We start from the raw sequence: 16,415 nt of genomic DNA, 5'->3' as shown, positions 1-16,415 counted from the left end.
CTAGGGTGGGTCGGTGTGACCGACAACATGCTTCCCACAGGCCCCGCCGCTCCCTTCGATGTCCATTCCTTCCTGGTGTCGGGGAAGGAGGATGCTTCGCCCGACGGACGGTTCGCCCAGTGGTTCATCGCGGAGAACCTCGGATTCCACGAGCCGGACGTCGCCGACGAGGACTACCCGAAGTACGTGGAAGCGTTCTCCGCCGACGCCCGCACCCTCACGGGCGTGCATGATCGGGAGCAGGCCGCGCCGTCGCTGGATGCGAAGGTTCCGGTTGCCACGTACGGGACGATGGTGAACTCGCTGAACGTGGGCGGGGGAGCCCAGCTCGATGCGCACCTGATCACTGGAGTCACGGTCCGCGCAAGCCACCGACGCAGGGGGATCCTGCGTTCGGTGATGAGCGATGACCTGCGCGCGGCCGCGGCCGGCGGCAAAGCCGTGGCTGCATTGATGGCCTCGGAGGCGACGATCTATGGGCGGTTCGGCTTCGGCTGCGCCACCTTCGCGAACAGCATCGAGGTCGATGTCACCGAGCGGTTCGCCATTTCGGCGCCCCGGATCGGCACCACGGCCATCGTCGCGCCCGAAAGCGCCGTCGAGACGGCGGAATCCGTGTTCGCCCGGTTCCAGGCCGGCACCCTCGGCTCCGTCGGCCGGCAGTACTCCTACGCCCGCAGGGCAAGCGGCCGGTGGGGGCGGGAGCGCCCGGTCGAGGACCGCGGAGTGCGCATGGCGGCCCACTACGACGCCGACGGCGAGGCCGTCGGATACGTCAGCTACAAGTTTGCCGGCTGGGACACCACCCCCTACACGATGAAGGTCCTCGACCTCGTCGCGGCGACACCCGAGGCTTACCGGGAGCTGTGGCGGTACCTGGGCGACCTCGATCTCGTGCAGCGGGTCACCTGGGGCGGCGCGCGGCTCGACGACCCACTTCCGTGGGCGCTGCAGGACAGGAGGTCCTACCGGGTGACGGGCAGCGACGACGTGCTCTGGCTGCGCATCCTCGACCCGACCGCCGCCCTTGAGGCCCGCCCGTACACGTCGCCGGGCCGGCTGGTACTCCGCGTGGGCGACCCCCTCGGGATCGCTGCCGGCACCTTCGAGATCGACACGGCCGACGGCGGCGCCCGCGTCCGGGAACTCGACGCGGGTGCGCCCGCCGATGCTGAACTGGACGTCACGGCCCTCGGTTCGCTCTACCTCGGAGGGGTGCGCGCCCCGGCCCTCGCAGCCGGCGGCTCAATCACCGCTCTCACCGCTGGTGCCGTCGAAAGCCTGGACGCGCTGTTCCACGTTCCTGAGAACCCTTACTGCATCACGCATTTCTAGGAGGCAGCAAGCGGGGGAGAGTACCTTTCCCGCTTTGACTGGGTTGCCCCGCGAAGTTAGACTAGACGGGCGCGTATTGCGCTGTGGTCCGGGTCGGCTCCGCCGAACCCGGCCTTGCGTATTACCAATAGAACCGCTTTTTAGGTTTTATCCAATCTGTCCGCTTCCGGACATCGGATTCCCCTGGATCGCCAGCCTTTGGGCTGACCTTCAGCGTCCGTAATGACCGGATCAAGAAAACTTCCACAACGGAGCCCCAACTACATGACCATCACCACCACCGAGAAGCAAGGTACCCCGCAGGTCGCCATCAACGACATCGGTACCGCTGAGGACTTCCTCGCAGCAATCGACGCAACCATCAAGTACTTCAACGACGGCGATCTCGTCGAAGGTACGGTCGTCAAGGTTGACCGCGACGAGGTCCTGCTCGACATCGGTTACAAGACCGAGGGTGTCATTCCTTCCCGCGAGCTTTCCATCAAGCACGACGTTGATCCCGGAGACGTTGTCTCCGTCGGCGATCAGGTCGAAGCCCTGGTGCTCACCAAGGAAGACAAAGAAGGCCGTCTGATCCTGTCCAAGAAGCGCGCACAGTACGAGCGCGCCTGGGGCGACATCGAAAAGGTCAAGGAAGAAGACGGCGTCGTCACCGGTACCGTTATCGAAGTTGTCAAGGGTGGACTTATCCTCGACATCGGCCTGCGCGGCTTCCTGCCCGCATCGCTCGTCGAGATGCGTCGTGTTCGCGACCTGGCTCCGTACATCGGCCAGCAGATCGAAGCGAAGATCATCGAGCTCGACAAGAACCGCAACAACGTTGTGCTGTCGCGTCGTGCATGGCTCGAGCAGACCCAGTCCGAGGTCCGCTCGACCTTCCTCAACAAGCTCGAAAAGGGCCAGGTCCGCCCGGGCGTCGTCTCCTCGATCGTCAACTTCGGTGCGTTCGTGGATCTCGGTGGCGTCGACGGCCTGGTTCACGTTTCCGAGCTGTCCTGGAAGCACATCGACCACCCGTCCGAGGTTGTCGAGGTTGGCCAGGAAGTCACAGTCGAGGTTCTCGAAGTCGACCTGGACCGCGAGCGTGTTTCGCTCTCGCTGAAGGCCACGCAGGAAGATCCCTGGCAGACCTTCGCCCGCACGCACGCGCTGGGCCAGGTTGTTCCCGGTAAGGTCACCAAGCTGGTTCCGTTCGGTGCGTTCGTTCGCGTCGAAGACGGCATCGAAGGCCTTGTCCACATCTCGGAGCTGGCAGTCCGCCACGTTGAGCTTGCAGAGCAGGTCGTTTCCGTTGGCGACGAGCTCTTCGTCAAGGTCATCGACATCGACCTCGAGCGCCGCCGCATCTCCCTCAGCCTCAAGCAGGCCAACGAGGGCGTCGACGCCGACAGCACCGAGTTCGACCCGGCGCTCTACGGCATGGCCGCAGAGTACGACGAAGAGGGCAACTACAAGTACCCCGAGGGCTTCGACCCCGAGTCGAACGAATGGCTCGAAGGCTACGAGACCCAGCGCGCCGCCTGGGAGGCTCAGTACGCCGAGGCCCAGGCCCGCTGGGAGTCCCACAAGAAGCAGGTTGTGCAGCACGCGTCCGACGACGCCGCTGCAGCGAACGAGCCTGTGGAGTCGAACGCAACGAGCTACTCTTCGGAGCCCGTTGCTGCCGAGACCGGTTCAGGCACGCTTGCTTCGGACGAGGCGCTTGCGGCTCTCCGCGAGAAGCTGACCGGAGCCTAAACCCTCCGGCTTCCGCCGAACACTGAGAAGGACCCCCGCCGGCTGGTGGGGGTCCTTCTTTTTGCCCCGGCATGCCCAAGGGTGTCCATCGACAGTGCAGTACTTGCCGGCGCACCCATCGAGGGTGCAGCAATGACCGGGCCAAGGGCGTATGGGGCGTCGGTTGTGCGTCCTCGATGGGCTAGCGCCGCACGGAACAGGTCACAGTGAAGCGGGGGTTGCGGTCGATCTGCCGGGTCGGGCCGACGAGGCGCTCGAGCGTGGGCCGGTAGGCGAGATGGCTGTTCCAGACCGTCCAGAGCTCGCCGCCGGGAGCCAGAACGCGTGCGGCGTCGGCGAACAGCTTCACCGCGATTCCGGTGTGGACGCTGCTGCCGATATGGAAGGGCGGGTTCAGGACGATCAGGTCGGCGGACCCGTCCGGCTGGGCCGACAGCGCGTCGTCCCTCACCACACGTATCCGGTCCTCGACGCCGTTTGCCTGGGCGGTGCGGCGGGCCGAGGCAACCGCTGAAGCCGACTGGTCGGAGGCGAGCACCGTGATGCCCGGGCGGGTGAGGGCAAGGTAGGCGGCGATCGCCCCGTTGCCGCAGCCGAGGTCGATGACGTGCTCAGCCGTCCGGGCCGAGGCGAGGTGCGGCAGGAGGAACCGGGTGCCGGGATCGAGCGCCGCTCCGCCGAACGTTTCCCCGTAGGCGCAGAGCGTCAGGGGCTCACCGAGGCCGACGTCGTGGGCCTCCGAGAGGGGAAAGGCCGAATCCCCGGCGTGCTGGGGGGAGTGCGCCGTAAGTACGCGGGACTTCTGGCGGGCCAGTCCGGCCGACACCGAACCGAAGTGTTTCCCAAGGACGGTGTTCATGGCCCGGGTCATGTGCTTGAGCCGCCCGGCGGCGTAGACGGTGACCGACGAATCAGCGTAGGCCGCAATGTGCCAGGCGGCCTCATCGAGGGCATTGAGGGAGCGTGGAAGCTGCATCAGGACCGTGCGTGCACCGAGCAGCAGATCGGTACCGAGTTCCTGCCGGGTGAACCGGGCTTCGGCCCCGAAGCGGGCAGCGTTGGCGTCCAGGGCGAGCTCGTGGGAAAGCGGATCCTGATGGACACGCGGATTCCCGGCGCCGTGGAACAACACCGCACCGAGGGTGAGGGCTCCGTACCTGTCACCAAGCACTACAACACCGCCGGGGTCAGCCGCGAGTCGCTGCGCAGCGGTGTCGAGCAGCAGGGTATCGGCTGAGTCGAAGGCCTGGAGATTGCCCGCTTCGACATCGGGCCGGCGGCGCAGCCCCGCAAAATCGAAGGCCCGGGATTCGGACTCCGTCAAGGCGTGTTCCCTGCCGCCCGGGAGGAGGACCCGGCAGCGCACCCCATCGGGCCGGGGGCCACTGGGGCGGCCTGTTGCTTGGAAGTCACCTGCGCCATTCTAGACGGCGCCGGTACCCCGCGGCGTAAGGGTCCGCCCGCCAGGATGCTACGGGGAACCGTCAGGGTCCCTGTTGGCGGCGTCGTCGTCCTGTTCTTCGCCGCCGTCACGGATTTCGGCGCGCCCGGCCATGCTGCTTCCGCGGCCGTTGCGTTCGCCGCCGGGGCTGTCGTCCCGCTTGTCGTCCCAGCGGCCGGAACGGGCGGCTGCCCGTTCCTGAGTGCCGTCGGTGCCATCGGCATCGGTGCTGTAGGGGGCGCGAGGAGGCGGCGGCTGCACATCGATCAGCTCGTTCGCCGCATGCGCAAGGAGATCCCGTTGGAGCGGCGGAAGCATGAAGGAGCCATGGAGGTAGGCTTCAATTTCGTATTCTCCTGCGTCGCCGCCGATGCCGAAGTAGTAGATCCAGAGGTCATTCAGGGAGATGTGGGCGTGGCGCATGGCACGCAGCAGCAGCAACCGCTGCTGCTCCTGGTCAAATGAGTTGCTCACTGACAGTCCTCAGCGCGGGAGGTCGGCGGAGCCGTCAACGAGGTTCTGGGCGACGCTCCGCAGGTCACTTCCGCAATGCATTGCCGCGTCAAGCATTCTGCGCATCGCTTCATCGGACCCAACGCCGCGGCGCTCCATCACGATGCCGCGTGCAGTGTGGATGGTGTCCCGGCTGTGCATGGCAGCCTGGAGTGTCCTGCTCAGTTCGGCGGGTGCCTTGTCCGGCTGCGCATTTCCGAGGAGCGTCGCCGCAGGCGTCGCGAGCAGCGCCAGCTGGCGGCGATCCCGCTCGGTGAAGGCATGGGGAAGCGGCGAGTAAACCTTGAGCGCCCCGATCGCTACGCCGTCATAGATCAGCGCCGTACTGAGCACCGACCGGATGGGCAGGTCGGCGACGGCGGCGCACCACATCGCCCAGCGGGTCTCCGTGCGCACGTCATCGATCTGTACCGTCGAACTGCCGGCCCAGGCGGTGAGGCAGGGGCCCTGCCCCAATTCGTACTGAATGGCATCGGCGGCGGCAACCACGTCATCGGTGTAGCCCGTGCTCCTGCGCCCACCCTCGGCGTCCATAATGCTGACGCCCGCACCGATCGAGCCGGGGATCGATTTCTTGATCGCCTCGGCAAGGCCTTCGACGGCGGTGCCGGCGCGGGACTCAGTGAGGAGGAGGCCCCGGATGCGCGCCATGACAAGTTCTTCCGGCGGTAGGTTCATCATTGGCACTCCACACAGGGGGTTGGCGCCGCGGGCTGCGGGCCAATTCAGCATACACAGTGCGCCGCGGCGGAGGAGAAACCGGGACCGGCCGTGACGATTCAGATGACCAGTGCCCCCGCATAATCGCCGCCACACTGGTCGCACATCGCGAAGACTGCCTCGGGTGGCAGCTCAGCAGCGTGAGCTACCTCAACCACGGTGCCGCCGTTGCCGACTGCCTCGAGAACCAGGGACTGAAGAGCACTGGCGGCCTGGTCCCGCTGGAACTCCGCCGACTCAAGTTGAGCTGCCGCGGTTTCGAGAATTCGGAGGGTATGAGTGTTCACGGGAATGTCTTTCTACGGGCGGCAGGGAACCGGAGTCTTGCGGATCTGAATCTGGCTACATTCCCTTTTCCGAAGACACGGCACCGACCCCGGTGCAACACCACGTGCGGTGGGTTCCGGCAGGTGGCGGCTGTTGGGGAGCGTTGTCGCTGGATGTCGAAGGGCGATTCCGTAGGCAGCTCCATGGCTGTCTGCTCAACCTCTCCCAGCCTATGGTGCGCGGTCACTGCCTGCAAGAAAAAGGTGGAAGCGCCGGCCGGACGCGCTTGCCCGGCCCGGGGGAGCGGCGGAGAACGGGGTTCCCGGGATTGGTTGCCGGTGGCAGTCCGGCATCTATACGCTGGCTCCACGGCACCGACGAGGTTGGAGGAACAGTGAACGATTCCCCTAAGCACAACGAGCTTCCCCTTGCGGATTATGACCATATTCCTTTGGGAACCCTTCCGTCGCGGATCACATCCCTCGACGAAGGCCAGCTGACAGCCCTCCTTGCCTTCGAGGAACAGCACGGCAACCGCCTGCCCGTCGTGCAGGTGCTGCAGCGGCGGCTTGAGGCCGTGCGGAACGGCGCCGATCTTTCGGATGCGGCGGCGACGAGCATGCCGGAGATGACGCAGGGCCGGGCGGGTTCACCGGTCAGCCCCTCGACGTCGGGACCTCCGGTGAATCCGCCGTCGCAGGGGGATCCAACCAACCCCAGCCAGCCCCGCTGAGCGCCTTGCCGCCCGGCGGGTCAGGCTCAGGTCATCGGTCGGCGGCGGGACGCAGGAGTCTCCTGGCCTCGACGAGTTCAAGCGAGAGGGTCTTGTACCCGGTGGATTCGAAGAGGACCGTCACAGCGCCCTCCTCGTAGCTCATGACAACGCCTGGACCCCATTCGGCGTGCTCCACGCCCGACTGCAGCGGGTACGGCCCCGCGGTTCCCTGGATTTCAACGGCAGGCTCCGGGTCGTCGGCGAAGTTGGCGCAGTTGTCGCAGTTCCCGCACGCCTCGGGCAGATCCTCGCCGAAATAGCCGAGGAGGAACTGGCGCCGGCATCCCCTGGTCTCGGCGTACCTGCGGATCATCTCCACCCTCGACTTGTCGATCGCCTCCCGGATCTCCGCCTGCCGGGCGGCACGGTCGGCGGCCAGGTCCGAGGATATGTCTTCCGCGGTGTACCCGCCGTCGCGTGCGGAGACGGCTCCGGCTGCCTCAAGCAGATTCAGCAGCCCCGCGGTCCTGCGCCGGCTGTATCCGGTGAGCGTTGAGAGCGCGGCGGCCGTCGCCGGCTCCTGCCCGGCCTTCACCACGGCGAAGATGCCGGCGAGGTCGGCGCGGTCAGCGGTCTTCGCGGCGAAGAACCGGCGCAGGGAGAGGTCTTCCGGCCGGTAGTGAAGGGTGGCGGTTGCCGGAAGTGCGTCGCGCCCTCCGCGGCCAATCTCCTGGTAATAGCTGTCGAGTGAATCGGCAATCGCCTCGTGGAGCACGAACCGCACGTCGGGCTTGTCGATTCCCATGCCGAACGCCGTGGTGGCGACGACGACGTCGACCTCCCCTCGCATGAACCCCTCATGCACGGCATTCCGTTCCCCGGCGCGCCGCCCCGAATGGTAGGAGTCGGCCCTGACGCCGCGTTCCCGGAGCTCGGCCGCGAGGGTGTCGGCGGACTTCCGTGTGGCGACATACACGAGCCCGGGCGGTTCGAGGCCGGGCACCTGCTCGAGCACTGCGCGGTGCTTGTCCCGCTCCCCGACATGCTGGATCACGTCGAGGAAGAGGTTCGGCCGGTCGAAACCCTCGACATGCACGACGGGGGAGTCGAGGTGGAGCCGTTCGGCAATTTCCTGTTGCACCGGTTTCGACGCGGTGGCGGTCAACGCCAGGACCGGGCAGCGCAGCGCGTCGACGAGGTGCCCGAGCTGCAGATAGTCCGGGCGGAAGTCGTGCCCCCACGCCGAGACGCAGTGCGCCTCATCGACGACAAGCAACGACACCTCAAGGGACTGCAGCCGTTCGATGACCTCGGCCCGGGCAACCTGTTCCGGGGCGAGGAACAGGAACTTGGCCCTGTGCGCCTCATCCGTTTCCGTCAACGCGGCCCACGCCTCCTCGGCGTCTGCCTGGCCGAGCGAGGAGTTGAGCACGTACGCGCGGGTGTCACCGGTGCTCTCGTTGATCGCGTCGGCCTGGTCCCGCTGCAGGGCTATCAGGGGTGAAATAACGACGGCGGTACCCGGCAGGACCATTCCGGGAACCTGGTAGATGGCCGACTTTCCGGATCCGGTGGGCATCACGCAAAGCGTGTCCAGCCCGTCAAGGAGCGCCTGCATCGCGTCGCGCTGGCCCTGTCGGAGGTCGTGCCAACCGAAAAGCGACGACGCCGCTTCCTCGAGGTGGGTAAGTGAAGTGGCCATGAACCTTCCCCGGCAAAGAACTAAGGCGACTTAGCATATCGTGCCGGAGGGGTGCTCCGGGCAGGATGGTCGGCCTTGACAGGGTTCGCCGCGCTACCCTAGGCGGATGCTCAACGTGGGATTGACCGGAGGGATCGCTGCAGGGAAATCGCTTGTGGCCCAGCGGCTGCGAGGCCTCGGCGCCGTGCTTGTCGATGCCGACATCATCGCGCGGGAGGTGGTGGCCAGAGGTACCGACGGGCTGAAGGAGGTGGCGGCCGAATTCGGCAACGAAGTCCTCCTCCCCGACGGCACCCTCGACCGCGCGGCCCTCGGCGAACGGGTCTTCGCCGATGCCGAGGCGAGGAAGCGGCTGAACGCCATCGTTCACCCAAGGGTGCGCGCGCGGGCGGAAGAGCTCGTCCGTGCCGCCCCGCCCGGTGCCGTGGTCGTCGAAGACCTGCCCCTGCTCGCCGAAACCGGCCAGGGGGCGCGGTTCCATCTGGTCATTGTCGTCGATGCCCCCGACGACCTGCGGGTGGCACGCATGGTGCGGGACCGCGGGCTCAGCGAGGCGGCGGCCCTCAGCCGCATCGCTGCCCAGGCGGGCAGGGAGGAACGCAAGAGCATCGCCGACATCGTGATCGAGAACTCGGGGCTTCCCGAAGACACGCTGGCCGAGGTCGACCGCCTGTGGGAGCAGCGGCTCGTACCGTTCAGGGACAATCTGACGGCCCGCGTGCCCGCGGTGCGCCCGGCGGCGCCGCCTGTGGCATACGACCCCCGCTGGCCCTCCCAGGCGGCGCGTCTCGCTGCCCGGCTGGAGAGGGTCGACCCCCGCGTGCTCGCCGTCGAGCACATCGGACCGACGGCCCAGCCCGGTGCCCGGGCGTTGGACGTCCTCGACTTCCAGGCCGGTGTGGGTTCGGCGGACGACGCCGCCGCCCTTGCGCAGGTGTTTGCGGCGGCGGGATTCCCGCCGGTCGGCCCCACGGGCGAGCCCGGGGCTGTGGAACGCCGTCACGCAAGCGCCGACCCGGGAAGGGCGGCGGAGCTGCGCGTGCGGACGCTCGACTCGCCGGCCTGGACCGCAAAGGCCCTCTGACGCCGCGCACCGTCACCTGCCGGAACCGGGTTCAGCCTCAAGCAAAGCGGACCGCCGTTGTCCGCGGAAGACGCTAACGTACTAGGTATGAGTCTTGCGCAGGATATCAAGCGGGTTGTTGCCCCGTTCGAGGTAATCAGCGAATATCAGCCGGCGGGGGACCAGCCCACCGCGATCGCCGAATTGAGCGAACGGATCAAGGCCGGAGAGAAGGACGTCGTCCTGCTCGGCGCCACCGGCACCGGCAAGAGCGCGACGACGGCGTGGCTGATCGAACAGGTGCAGCGGCCGACGCTGGTGATGGTGCAGAACAAAACGCTTGCCGCCCAGCTGGCCAACGAGTTCCGGGAACTGCTGCCCAACAACGCGGTCGAGTACTTCGTCTCCTACTACGACTACTACCAGCCCGAAGCGTACGTGCCCCAGACTGACACGTTCATCGAAAAGGACTCCTCGATCAACGAGGAGGTCGAGCGCCTCCGGCACTCGGCCACCAACGCCCTCCTGACCCGGCGCGACGTGATCGTTGTTGCGACAGTGTCGTGCATCTATGGCCTTGGCACGCCCGAAGAGTACATCGAGAAGATGGTCACCCTCCGCAAGGGCCAGGAGATGAACCGGGATGCCCTGCTGCGCCAGTTCGTGGGCATGCAGTACACCCGCAACGACATGGACTTCCACCGCGGGACCTTCCGTGTGCGCGGCGACACCGTGGAGATCATCCCCATGTACGAGGAGCAGGCGCTGCGGATCGAGTTCTTCGGCGACGAGGTCGAGAACATCTACACCCTCAATCCGCTCACCGGCGACGTCATCCGTGAAGAGGAGGAGATGTACGTCTTCCCTGCCTCGCACTACGTTGCCGGACCGGAGCGCATGACGCGCGCCATCAAGGCCATCGAGGACGAGCTGCAGGTGCGCCTTGCCGAGCTCGAGTCCCAAAACAAGCTTGTCGAGGCACAGCGGCTGCGGATGCGGGTGACGTACGACCTCGAAATGATGGAGCAGATGGGATTCTGCAACGGCATCGAGAACTACTCACGGCACATCGACGGCCGGGGGCAGGGGAGCGCCCCGCACTGCCTGCTCGACTACTTCCCCGACGATTTCCTCCTCGTCGTCGACGAATCCCATGTGACCATCCCGCAGATCGGGGCGATGTACGAAGGGGACATGTCGCGCAAGCGCACCCTCGTCGACCACGGCTTCCGGCTTCCGTCGGCAATGGACAACCGCCCGCTGAAGTGGGACGAGTTCCTCGAGCGCATCGGACAGACGGTCTACCTTTCCGCAACGCCCGGCAAGTACGAGCTCGGCAAGTCCGACGGGTACGTGCAGCAGATCATCCGCCCCACGGGCCTTGTTGACCCGGAGATCGTGGTCAAGCCCAGCAAGGGTCAGATCGATGACCTGCTCGACGAGATCCGCACCCGGACCGAGCGTGACGAGCGGGTGCTTGTCACAACTCTCACCAAGCGCATGGCCGAGGATCTCACCGGATATCTCCTCGAGCACGGCGTCAAGGTTGAGTACCTCCACTCCGACGTCGACACGCTCCGGCGGGTTGAGCTGCTGCGGGAACTGCGCATGGGCACCTTCGACGTGCTCGTCGGAATCAACCTGCTCCGGGAGGGGCTCGACCTCCCCGAGGTGTCGCTGGTCAGCATCCTCGACGCCGACAAGGAGGGCTTCCTGCGCAGCGCGACCTCGCTGATCCAGACAATCGGACGCGCGGCACGCAACGTCTCCGGCCAGGTGCACATGTACGCCGACCGGATCACCGACTCGATGGAACGCGCGATCGATGAGACGAACCGCCGCCGCGCGATCCAGGTGGCGCACAACCTTGAGCACGGCATCGATCCGACACCCCTGCGCAAGCGGATCGCCGACATCACCGACACCATCAACAAGGAGGACGCCGACACCCGGGAGCTGCTCGAGGCCGCCTCGAAGGGCCGGAAGCAGAAGCCGGGGAAGGGAACGCACCGGGAGGGCCTCGCCGCTGTGCCGGCCGAGGACCTCACAGACCTGATCCAGCAGCTGACCGACCAGATGCACGCCGCGGCAACGGAACTGCAGTTCGAACTCGCCGCCCGGCTGCGCGACGAGGTCGGTGACCTGAAGAAGGAACTGCGCCAGATGCAGTCGGCCGGGCACGTGTAGCGGTATGCCCGGCCGGGGGCGCTTCGTCGAGCTTCGGATACACGGAGTCGGCCAGCAGGAGTACCTGAACAGCATCATGAGCCCGCTCGTCCGGCGGCTGAATCCCTGGACCGAGGCCGCCGAACCGCCGGTGCTCCCGCGGCACAGCCTCAGCCTGATCAACTGGTCGCGGTCGAACCGCAGGCGCACCGGTTTCCTCTGGTACCTGGTGTTCCCCTTCACCCTCGCCAATGTGGCAGGGCGGATGATCGAGCGGCCGGCCGGGCGAACCGGCACCGCCTCCCTCAACTGGTGGCTGCTCCAGGGCGTGGCGCTGCTGTTCACGCTTACCCAGCTCGCCTGGCTGACCGTCCTGGGCGAGACACTGCTGAAGCATCTCGCGGGGCCGCTCTCCGTGGCGGACACGACGGGGGCGGTGCGGGTCGTTCCCGTCGCCGCGGCCCTGCTCATGGCCGGATTCCTCGGGTACCGGTGGGTGAACGTCATCCGCCGCCAGGAGGAGCAGCGCAGGCGCCGGGCCGGGATCGTCGCCGCCGGTCACGCGGCCGCACTGCTGATGACCGGCGTCGTCCTCGCCGCCGTCCTGCCCGGCCAGGCCGTCTACCGGCGCTGGCCCTCATCGGCCGGCCCGGACGGGCTGTACCGCCTCGACGCCATGGCCGCCTGGGTGGCGGGGAGCATGCTGCTCGTGCTGGCCCTGGGCTTCCTCTCAGTCCTGGGCTACTGGCTCGGGCCCCGCGCGGCGCGGGGGGAGCAGGTTCCGCTGCTTGCCGCAATGGGCCTCCTCACCATCGGGCTCTACCTCATGCATACGGTGAACGCGCTGGTACGCATGGTGCTTGATAACCTGCTCGGCTACGTCGTCGGCCTGTTCGGGGGCCGGGCCCGCGTCGACGCGGCCTCCCGGGTCCTGCTCGCCTGGGACAACCCGGCCGACGCCGGTGACAGCCGGCTCGACCTCTTTCCGCTGCTTGCGCTTCTGGCGCTCCTTGGAGCCCTCGCCGCGGCTGTGCTGGTCCTCCTGAAGGAACGATCCCTGGGCCTGTCCCCGCTGTGGGGCGGAAGACGGGAGCGCCTGCTCTGGGGGCAGCGGATCGTGCAGCGCGCCCCGGTGTTCCTCCCGGTCCTCCTGCCACTCGCGAGCGCGCTCGGCCTCGCCGGCATGGCCGCGGCGGTGAGCATGGGTGAGGGACGGCTCGGCGGCCCCTGGCTGGCACTGGCAATCCTCCTGCTGCAGGTGGCAGGGGCAGTGGTCGTCCTCACGCTGCTGCTCGGGCAGCTGAGGCTCCTGCAGGAAGTGCTGGGGAAGGTGGCCGACGCCGCGGGGTTCTGGCCGGTGAGGGACCATCCGCTCTCGGGAGCGTCCTACCGCGACGCGGTGATCGCCGGAATCGGACTCGAAGCGGAAAAGGCGAGGCCGTCCCGGGTTGCCCTGGTGGCGCACAGCCAGGGCGGCGTCATCTGCGCCTGGCTGATTGCCCACACCCGGATCCTCGGACGCTGCAGCGAAGTCCACCTGGTGACGACCGGGTCCCCGCTCGGTCCCTTCTACTCGGTGTTCTTCCCCGCCTACTTTCCCGAGGAATGGTTTCGGCGGTTGGCCGAGCGCTCAACAAGCTGGGTCAATTTCTGGCGCGACACCGACCCGCTCGCGGCTCCGGTCCGTGGCGCGGCAAACGTGAAGCTGCCCGACCCCGACGAGTACGGTGTGATCCGCGGGCATGAGGGGTACTGGAACTCCCGGGAGATCCTCTCACATGTCGAAGCCCTCGCGGATGAGGAACCTATTTCTCCATACCGGCAGGCCGCCGGTACGATTGACCCTACGTAGGGGAGTATCCCAAGCGCTACGAACGTCAACACGCAGGGCAGCGAAGCTCCGCCGGGCGTAGCGGTCGGTCGGCGAACGTGCCCCGGCGGAGAGACTTACGCACTTCCGTCGCAGCTCCCGAAAGGCGTTTCATGCCCGAATTGCCCATCGCGTTCGAGATAGGCACATTTATTGTGCTCGGACTCGTCCTCCTCTTCGACCTCCTGCTCGTCGTCAAGCGGCCGCACGTGCCCTCAATGAGGGAAGCCGGCCTGTGGGTCGCCTTCTATGTTTCCCTGGCGCTGATCTTCGCTGTCCTCATGTTCATTTTCACCGGCCCTGAGTACGGCAGCCAGTTCGTCGCCGGTTGGATCACCGAGTACAGCCTGAGCATCGACAACCTCTTCGTGTTCATCATCATCATGGCGCGCTTCTCGGTTCCCCGGAAATATCAGCAGGAAGTGCTCATGGTGGGCATCATCATCGCGCTGATCCTCCGCGGAATCTTCATCGTCCTCGGCGCAGCAGTCATCGAGAACTTCAGCTGGGTCTTCTACATCTTCGGCGCCTTCCTGCTCTACACCGCCTACAAGCAGGCGACTGACTCGGGGGAAGACGAGGAACACGCCGGCGAGAACAAGCTCGTCACCAAGCTGCGGGCCGTGCTGCCCATGTCGGAGAAGTACGACGGCGGGAAACTCCGTACGGTCGTCGACGGCAAGAAGGTCTTCACCCCGATGCTCGTCGTCTTCGTCACGATCGGCCTGACCGACCTGTTGTTCGCCGTCGATTCGATTCCGGCGATTTTCGGGCTTACCCAGAGCGCGTTCATTGTCTTCACCGCGAACATCTTCGCGCTGATGGGACTGCGCCAGCTCTACTTCCTGCTCGGCGGTCTCATGACCCGGCTCGTATACCTCAAGCATGCGTTGTCCGTCATTCTCGCCTTCATCGGCGTCAAGCTGATCCTCCACGCAATGCACGTCAACGAACTGCCGTTCATCAACGGCGGCGAGCACATTGAGTGGGCCCCGGAGATCCCCACGTTCGTCTCCCTCGCCGTCATCGTCGGAACGATCGTGGTTGCAGTGATTGCGAGCCTGATGAGCTCGCGCGGCAAGGCGGCCAAGGTCGACGCCGACCTGACCGCGGCGGACCTGAAGTCGCGGCAGTCCGACTCCGCGGAGTAGCGCGAAGCCGACCCAAACCGCCTCCAAGGCGGCACCAGCGTCTCCGCGGGAGGCACAGGACGTGAAGAAGGCCGGGACCTTGGCTTACGAGATCCCGGCCTTCTCCATGTGCGGCTACACGCTGAACGGGCGTCCGCTCAGCTCTTCACTGAGCGTCCACAGGCGCTCGGCACTCTCGTGATCCACCGCCCAGGAGTGGACGCCTCTCGGGCCCTGATGGTCGTCGGGCACCTCGACGGCGATGTCCGCGTCCTCCGTGTATACCCCGCCGAGGCCGTCAAGCTGCGGACTCAGCGCAGCCCATACGGTTGTCGCGGCACCCTCGGGGATGCTCTTGTACGCTTCGTTGTCCACCGGCTCGCCCTGCTCATCGACCGCCCCGAGCGCCTGGAGCTCCTCACGGCTGAGGTGCCTGGAAATGCCGGTGGGGATGGTGCCGGGGTGCACCGCGAAGGCACGCACGTCGTGAGCGCGTCCCCGGGCGTCGAGGGCGAGTGCGAACAGGGACTTCGCCGTCACCGACTGGCCGTAGGCCGACCATTTCTCGTAGGCACGCTCGTCGTAATTGGGATCGTCGAAGTCAACGCCGGAGAACCGGTGGGCGAGGGACGTCAGGCTGACGACGCGGGCGCCCTGCGCCTGCTTCAGAGCCGGCCAGAGGCGCTGCGTGAGCTGGAAATGGCCGAGGTGGTTCGTGGCGAAATGCGCCTCGAACCCACGGGCGTCCCGGGTGAACGGCACGGCCATGATCCCGGCGTTGTTGATCAGCAGGTGCAGGGGGCGGCCCGATGCCGTGAAGCGGTCGGCGAAGGCATCAATCGAGGCGGGGTCGGCGAGATCAAGGGGCTCGAGTTCCACACCCTCGAGCCCGGCCAGCGCCGTCCGGGCCTTATCTGCGTCACGCGCCGGAACGATCACCGTAGCGCCCGCTCCCGCAAGGACACGCGTCACTTCGAGGCCGAGGCCCGAAGATCCGCCGGTGACGATGGCCGTGCGCCCGGTCAGGTCGCGTCCGGCGACCAGTTCAGCGGCAGTGGTGGTCGGACCGAAGCCGGAGGGCAGCGGTTTCTGAGGCGTGTTCATGGGGGAGTCCTTCGTTCCGGGTGGGACGGCGCAGGAGATTCTTCCTGCTTGCCGGGGGCGGTGCGCAATGGAATATGACGTCATTGTTCGACACTCGCTGAACGTTCAGTCTACCTTGGCGCCCGGCACCCCGGCCGGGCTTGCGCCCACGGCGAAGGACACAGCGAAGGGAACCCAGCGAAGGGAGCAGGGGACCGCTGCTGCACCGTCAGGGGCGGGGCGGTCGTCCTTGGACAAACGGACGGCGCCGCAGGAAGCCTGCGGCGCCGTCGGCGGATCCGGTAAGGAAACGGCTCAGTGACCGGTGCTCGTCGTTCCGAACATCAGCGTCCGGCGGCGCACGTCGTAGAACACTGTCTCGGAGGCGACGAGGAGATCCTGGAGGTTGTCCGCATCATCCGGGTCCAGGGTCAGCACTTCCTCCCACGCGCCCTGGTCGAGGACAAGTTGCAGGGTGTAGGTGCCGGGCTGGCCCGGCTCTCCGGCGACCCAGCTGAACTGGTAGTGGCTGAGCTGGCGGACCTGGATGCTGTCATCCGTTACTGGTTGCTGCGGGGTGGGGACCACGTGATGCTCCTTTACCTAAGCCCGCGGACATGCGGGCAGGACGTTCCGGTCTCGGACGGGGTGAGCTCCCGCCCGTCAGCGGGAC

General features: G+C 66.7%; 14 protein-coding genes. 7 read left to right on the top strand and 7 right to left on the bottom strand.

Features of this window, described 5'->3' with window-relative positions; translation table 11 throughout:
* The first annotated feature begins 15 nt into the window (after positions 1 to 15).
* Positions 16 to 1,335: a GNAT family N-acetyltransferase gene (locus AC4D14_RS04590; protein WP_490900385.1), complete on the top strand. Its 1,320-nt coding sequence runs from the start codon at positions 16 to 18 to the stop codon at positions 1,333 to 1,335.
* Positions 1,336 to 1,599: 264 nt separating this feature from the next.
* Positions 1,600 to 3,072 (top strand): 30S ribosomal protein S1, encoded by a 1,473-nt coding sequence (rpsA, locus tag AC4D14_RS04585; RefSeq protein WP_490900384.1) that lies wholly within the window; start codon positions 1,600 to 1,602, stop codon positions 3,070 to 3,072.
* Positions 3,073 to 3,253: 181 nt separating this feature from the next.
* On the opposite strand, the gene AC4D14_RS04580 is transcribed toward rpsA, so the two are convergent.
* The 4 genes from AC4D14_RS04580 to AC4D14_RS04565 form a co-directional block, all read right to left on the bottom strand.
* Positions 3,254 to 4,396 (bottom strand): class I SAM-dependent methyltransferase, encoded by a 1,143-nt coding sequence (locus AC4D14_RS04580; protein WP_490900383.1) that lies wholly within the window; start codon positions 4,394 to 4,396, stop codon positions 3,254 to 3,256.
* A 147-nt stretch (positions 4,397 to 4,543) separates the two neighbouring features.
* Positions 4,544 to 4,987 (bottom strand): hypothetical protein, encoded by a 444-nt coding sequence (locus AC4D14_RS04575; protein ID WP_490900382.1) that lies wholly within the window; start codon positions 4,985 to 4,987, stop codon positions 4,544 to 4,546.
* Positions 4,988 to 4,996: 9 nt separating this feature from the next.
* Positions 4,997 to 5,707, bottom strand: coding sequence for a GAF and ANTAR domain-containing protein (locus tag AC4D14_RS04570; protein ID WP_490900381.1), 711 nt, complete (start codon positions 5,705 to 5,707; stop codon positions 4,997 to 4,999).
* A 98-nt stretch (positions 5,708 to 5,805) separates the two neighbouring features.
* Complete coding sequence (locus tag AC4D14_RS04565; RefSeq protein WP_490900380.1) at positions 5,806 to 6,033, bottom strand: hypothetical protein; 228 nt, start codon at positions 6,031 to 6,033, stop codon at positions 5,806 to 5,808.
* Between the two features lie 374 nt (positions 6,034 to 6,407).
* Between AC4D14_RS04565 and AC4D14_RS04560 the strand changes: the two genes are divergently transcribed.
* Positions 6,408 to 6,746, top strand: coding sequence for a DUF8129 domain-containing protein (locus AC4D14_RS04560; RefSeq protein ID WP_490900379.1), 339 nt, complete (start codon positions 6,408 to 6,410; stop codon positions 6,744 to 6,746).
* Between the two features lie 31 nt (positions 6,747 to 6,777).
* Here the strand turns inward: AC4D14_RS04560 and AC4D14_RS04555 are convergent, their stop codons facing one another.
* Positions 6,778 to 8,430: a RecQ family ATP-dependent DNA helicase gene (locus AC4D14_RS04555; protein ID WP_490900378.1), complete on the bottom strand. Its 1,653-nt coding sequence runs from the start codon at positions 8,428 to 8,430 to the stop codon at positions 6,778 to 6,780.
* Positions 8,431 to 8,536: 106 nt separating this feature from the next.
* Here AC4D14_RS04555 and coaE point away from each other — a divergent pair, with 106 nt between their 5' ends.
* The 4 genes from coaE (at position 8,537) to AC4D14_RS04535 (ending at position 14,680) form a co-directional block, all read left to right on the top strand.
* Complete coding sequence (coaE, locus tag AC4D14_RS04550; RefSeq protein WP_490900377.1) at positions 8,537 to 9,514, top strand: dephospho-CoA kinase; 978 nt, start codon at positions 8,537 to 8,539, stop codon at positions 9,512 to 9,514.
* A gap of 87 nt (positions 9,515 to 9,601) precedes the next feature.
* Positions 9,602 to 11,680, top strand: coding sequence for an excinuclease ABC subunit UvrB (gene uvrB / locus AC4D14_RS04545; RefSeq protein WP_490900376.1), 2,079 nt, complete (start codon positions 9,602 to 9,604; stop codon positions 11,678 to 11,680).
* A gap of 4 nt (positions 11,681 to 11,684) precedes the next feature.
* Positions 11,685 to 13,511: a hypothetical protein gene (locus AC4D14_RS04540; protein ID WP_490900375.1), complete on the top strand. Its 1,827-nt coding sequence runs from the start codon at positions 11,685 to 11,687 to the stop codon at positions 13,509 to 13,511.
* A 131-nt stretch (positions 13,512 to 13,642) separates the two neighbouring features.
* Positions 13,643 to 14,680 carry a TerC family protein gene (locus AC4D14_RS04535; protein WP_490900374.1) on the top strand — a complete coding sequence of 346 codons (1,038 nt, stop codon included), beginning with the start codon at positions 13,643 to 13,645 and terminating at the stop codon, positions 14,678 to 14,680.
* Between the two features lie 114 nt (positions 14,681 to 14,794).
* Here AC4D14_RS04535 and AC4D14_RS04530 read toward each other — a convergent pair whose 3' ends face one another.
* Positions 14,795 to 15,763 carry an oxidoreductase gene (locus tag AC4D14_RS04530; RefSeq protein ID WP_490900373.1) on the bottom strand — a complete coding sequence of 323 codons (969 nt, stop codon included), beginning with the start codon at positions 15,761 to 15,763 and terminating at the stop codon, positions 14,795 to 14,797.
* A 294-nt stretch (positions 15,764 to 16,057) separates the two neighbouring features.
* On the bottom strand, positions 16,058 to 16,330 hold the full coding sequence (locus AC4D14_RS04525; RefSeq protein ID WP_490900372.1) for a hypothetical protein: 273 nt from the start codon (positions 16,328 to 16,330) through the stop codon (positions 16,058 to 16,060).
* Between the last annotated feature and the right edge of the window lie 85 nt (positions 16,331 to 16,415).

The sequence above is a fragment of the Arthrobacter sp. TJ-254 genome (assembly GCF_058269175.1).
This window is presented reverse-complemented; position numbering and strand designations above follow the sequence as displayed.

Excerpts from the sequence above, each read along its gene's own strand:
- uvrB (WP_490900376.1), top strand. The coding sequence starts at position 9,602 with ATGAGTCTTGCGCAGGATATCAAGCGGGTTGTTGCCCCGTTCGAGGTA.
- rpsA (WP_490900384.1), top strand. The coding sequence starts at position 1,600 with ATGACCATCACCACCACCGAGAAGCAAGGTACCCCGCAGGTCGCCATC.
- AC4D14_RS04530 (WP_490900373.1), bottom strand. The coding sequence starts at position 15,763 with ATGAACACGCCTCAGAAACCGCTGCCCTCCGGCTTCGGTCCGACCACC.
- coaE (WP_490900377.1), top strand. The coding sequence starts at position 8,537 with ATGCTCAACGTGGGATTGACCGGAGGGATCGCTGCAGGGAAATCGCTT.
- AC4D14_RS04555 (WP_490900378.1), bottom strand. The coding sequence starts at position 8,430 with ATGGCCACTTCACTTACCCACCTCGAGGAAGCGGCGTCGTCGCTTTTC.
- AC4D14_RS04535 (WP_490900374.1), top strand. The coding sequence starts at position 13,643 with ATGCCCGAATTGCCCATCGCGTTCGAGATAGGCACATTTATTGTGCTC.
- AC4D14_RS04540 (WP_490900375.1), top strand. The coding sequence starts at position 11,685 with ATGCCCGGCCGGGGGCGCTTCGTCGAGCTTCGGATACACGGAGTCGGC.
- AC4D14_RS04570 (WP_490900381.1), bottom strand. The coding sequence starts at position 5,707 with ATGATGAACCTACCGCCGGAAGAACTTGTCATGGCGCGCATCCGGGGC.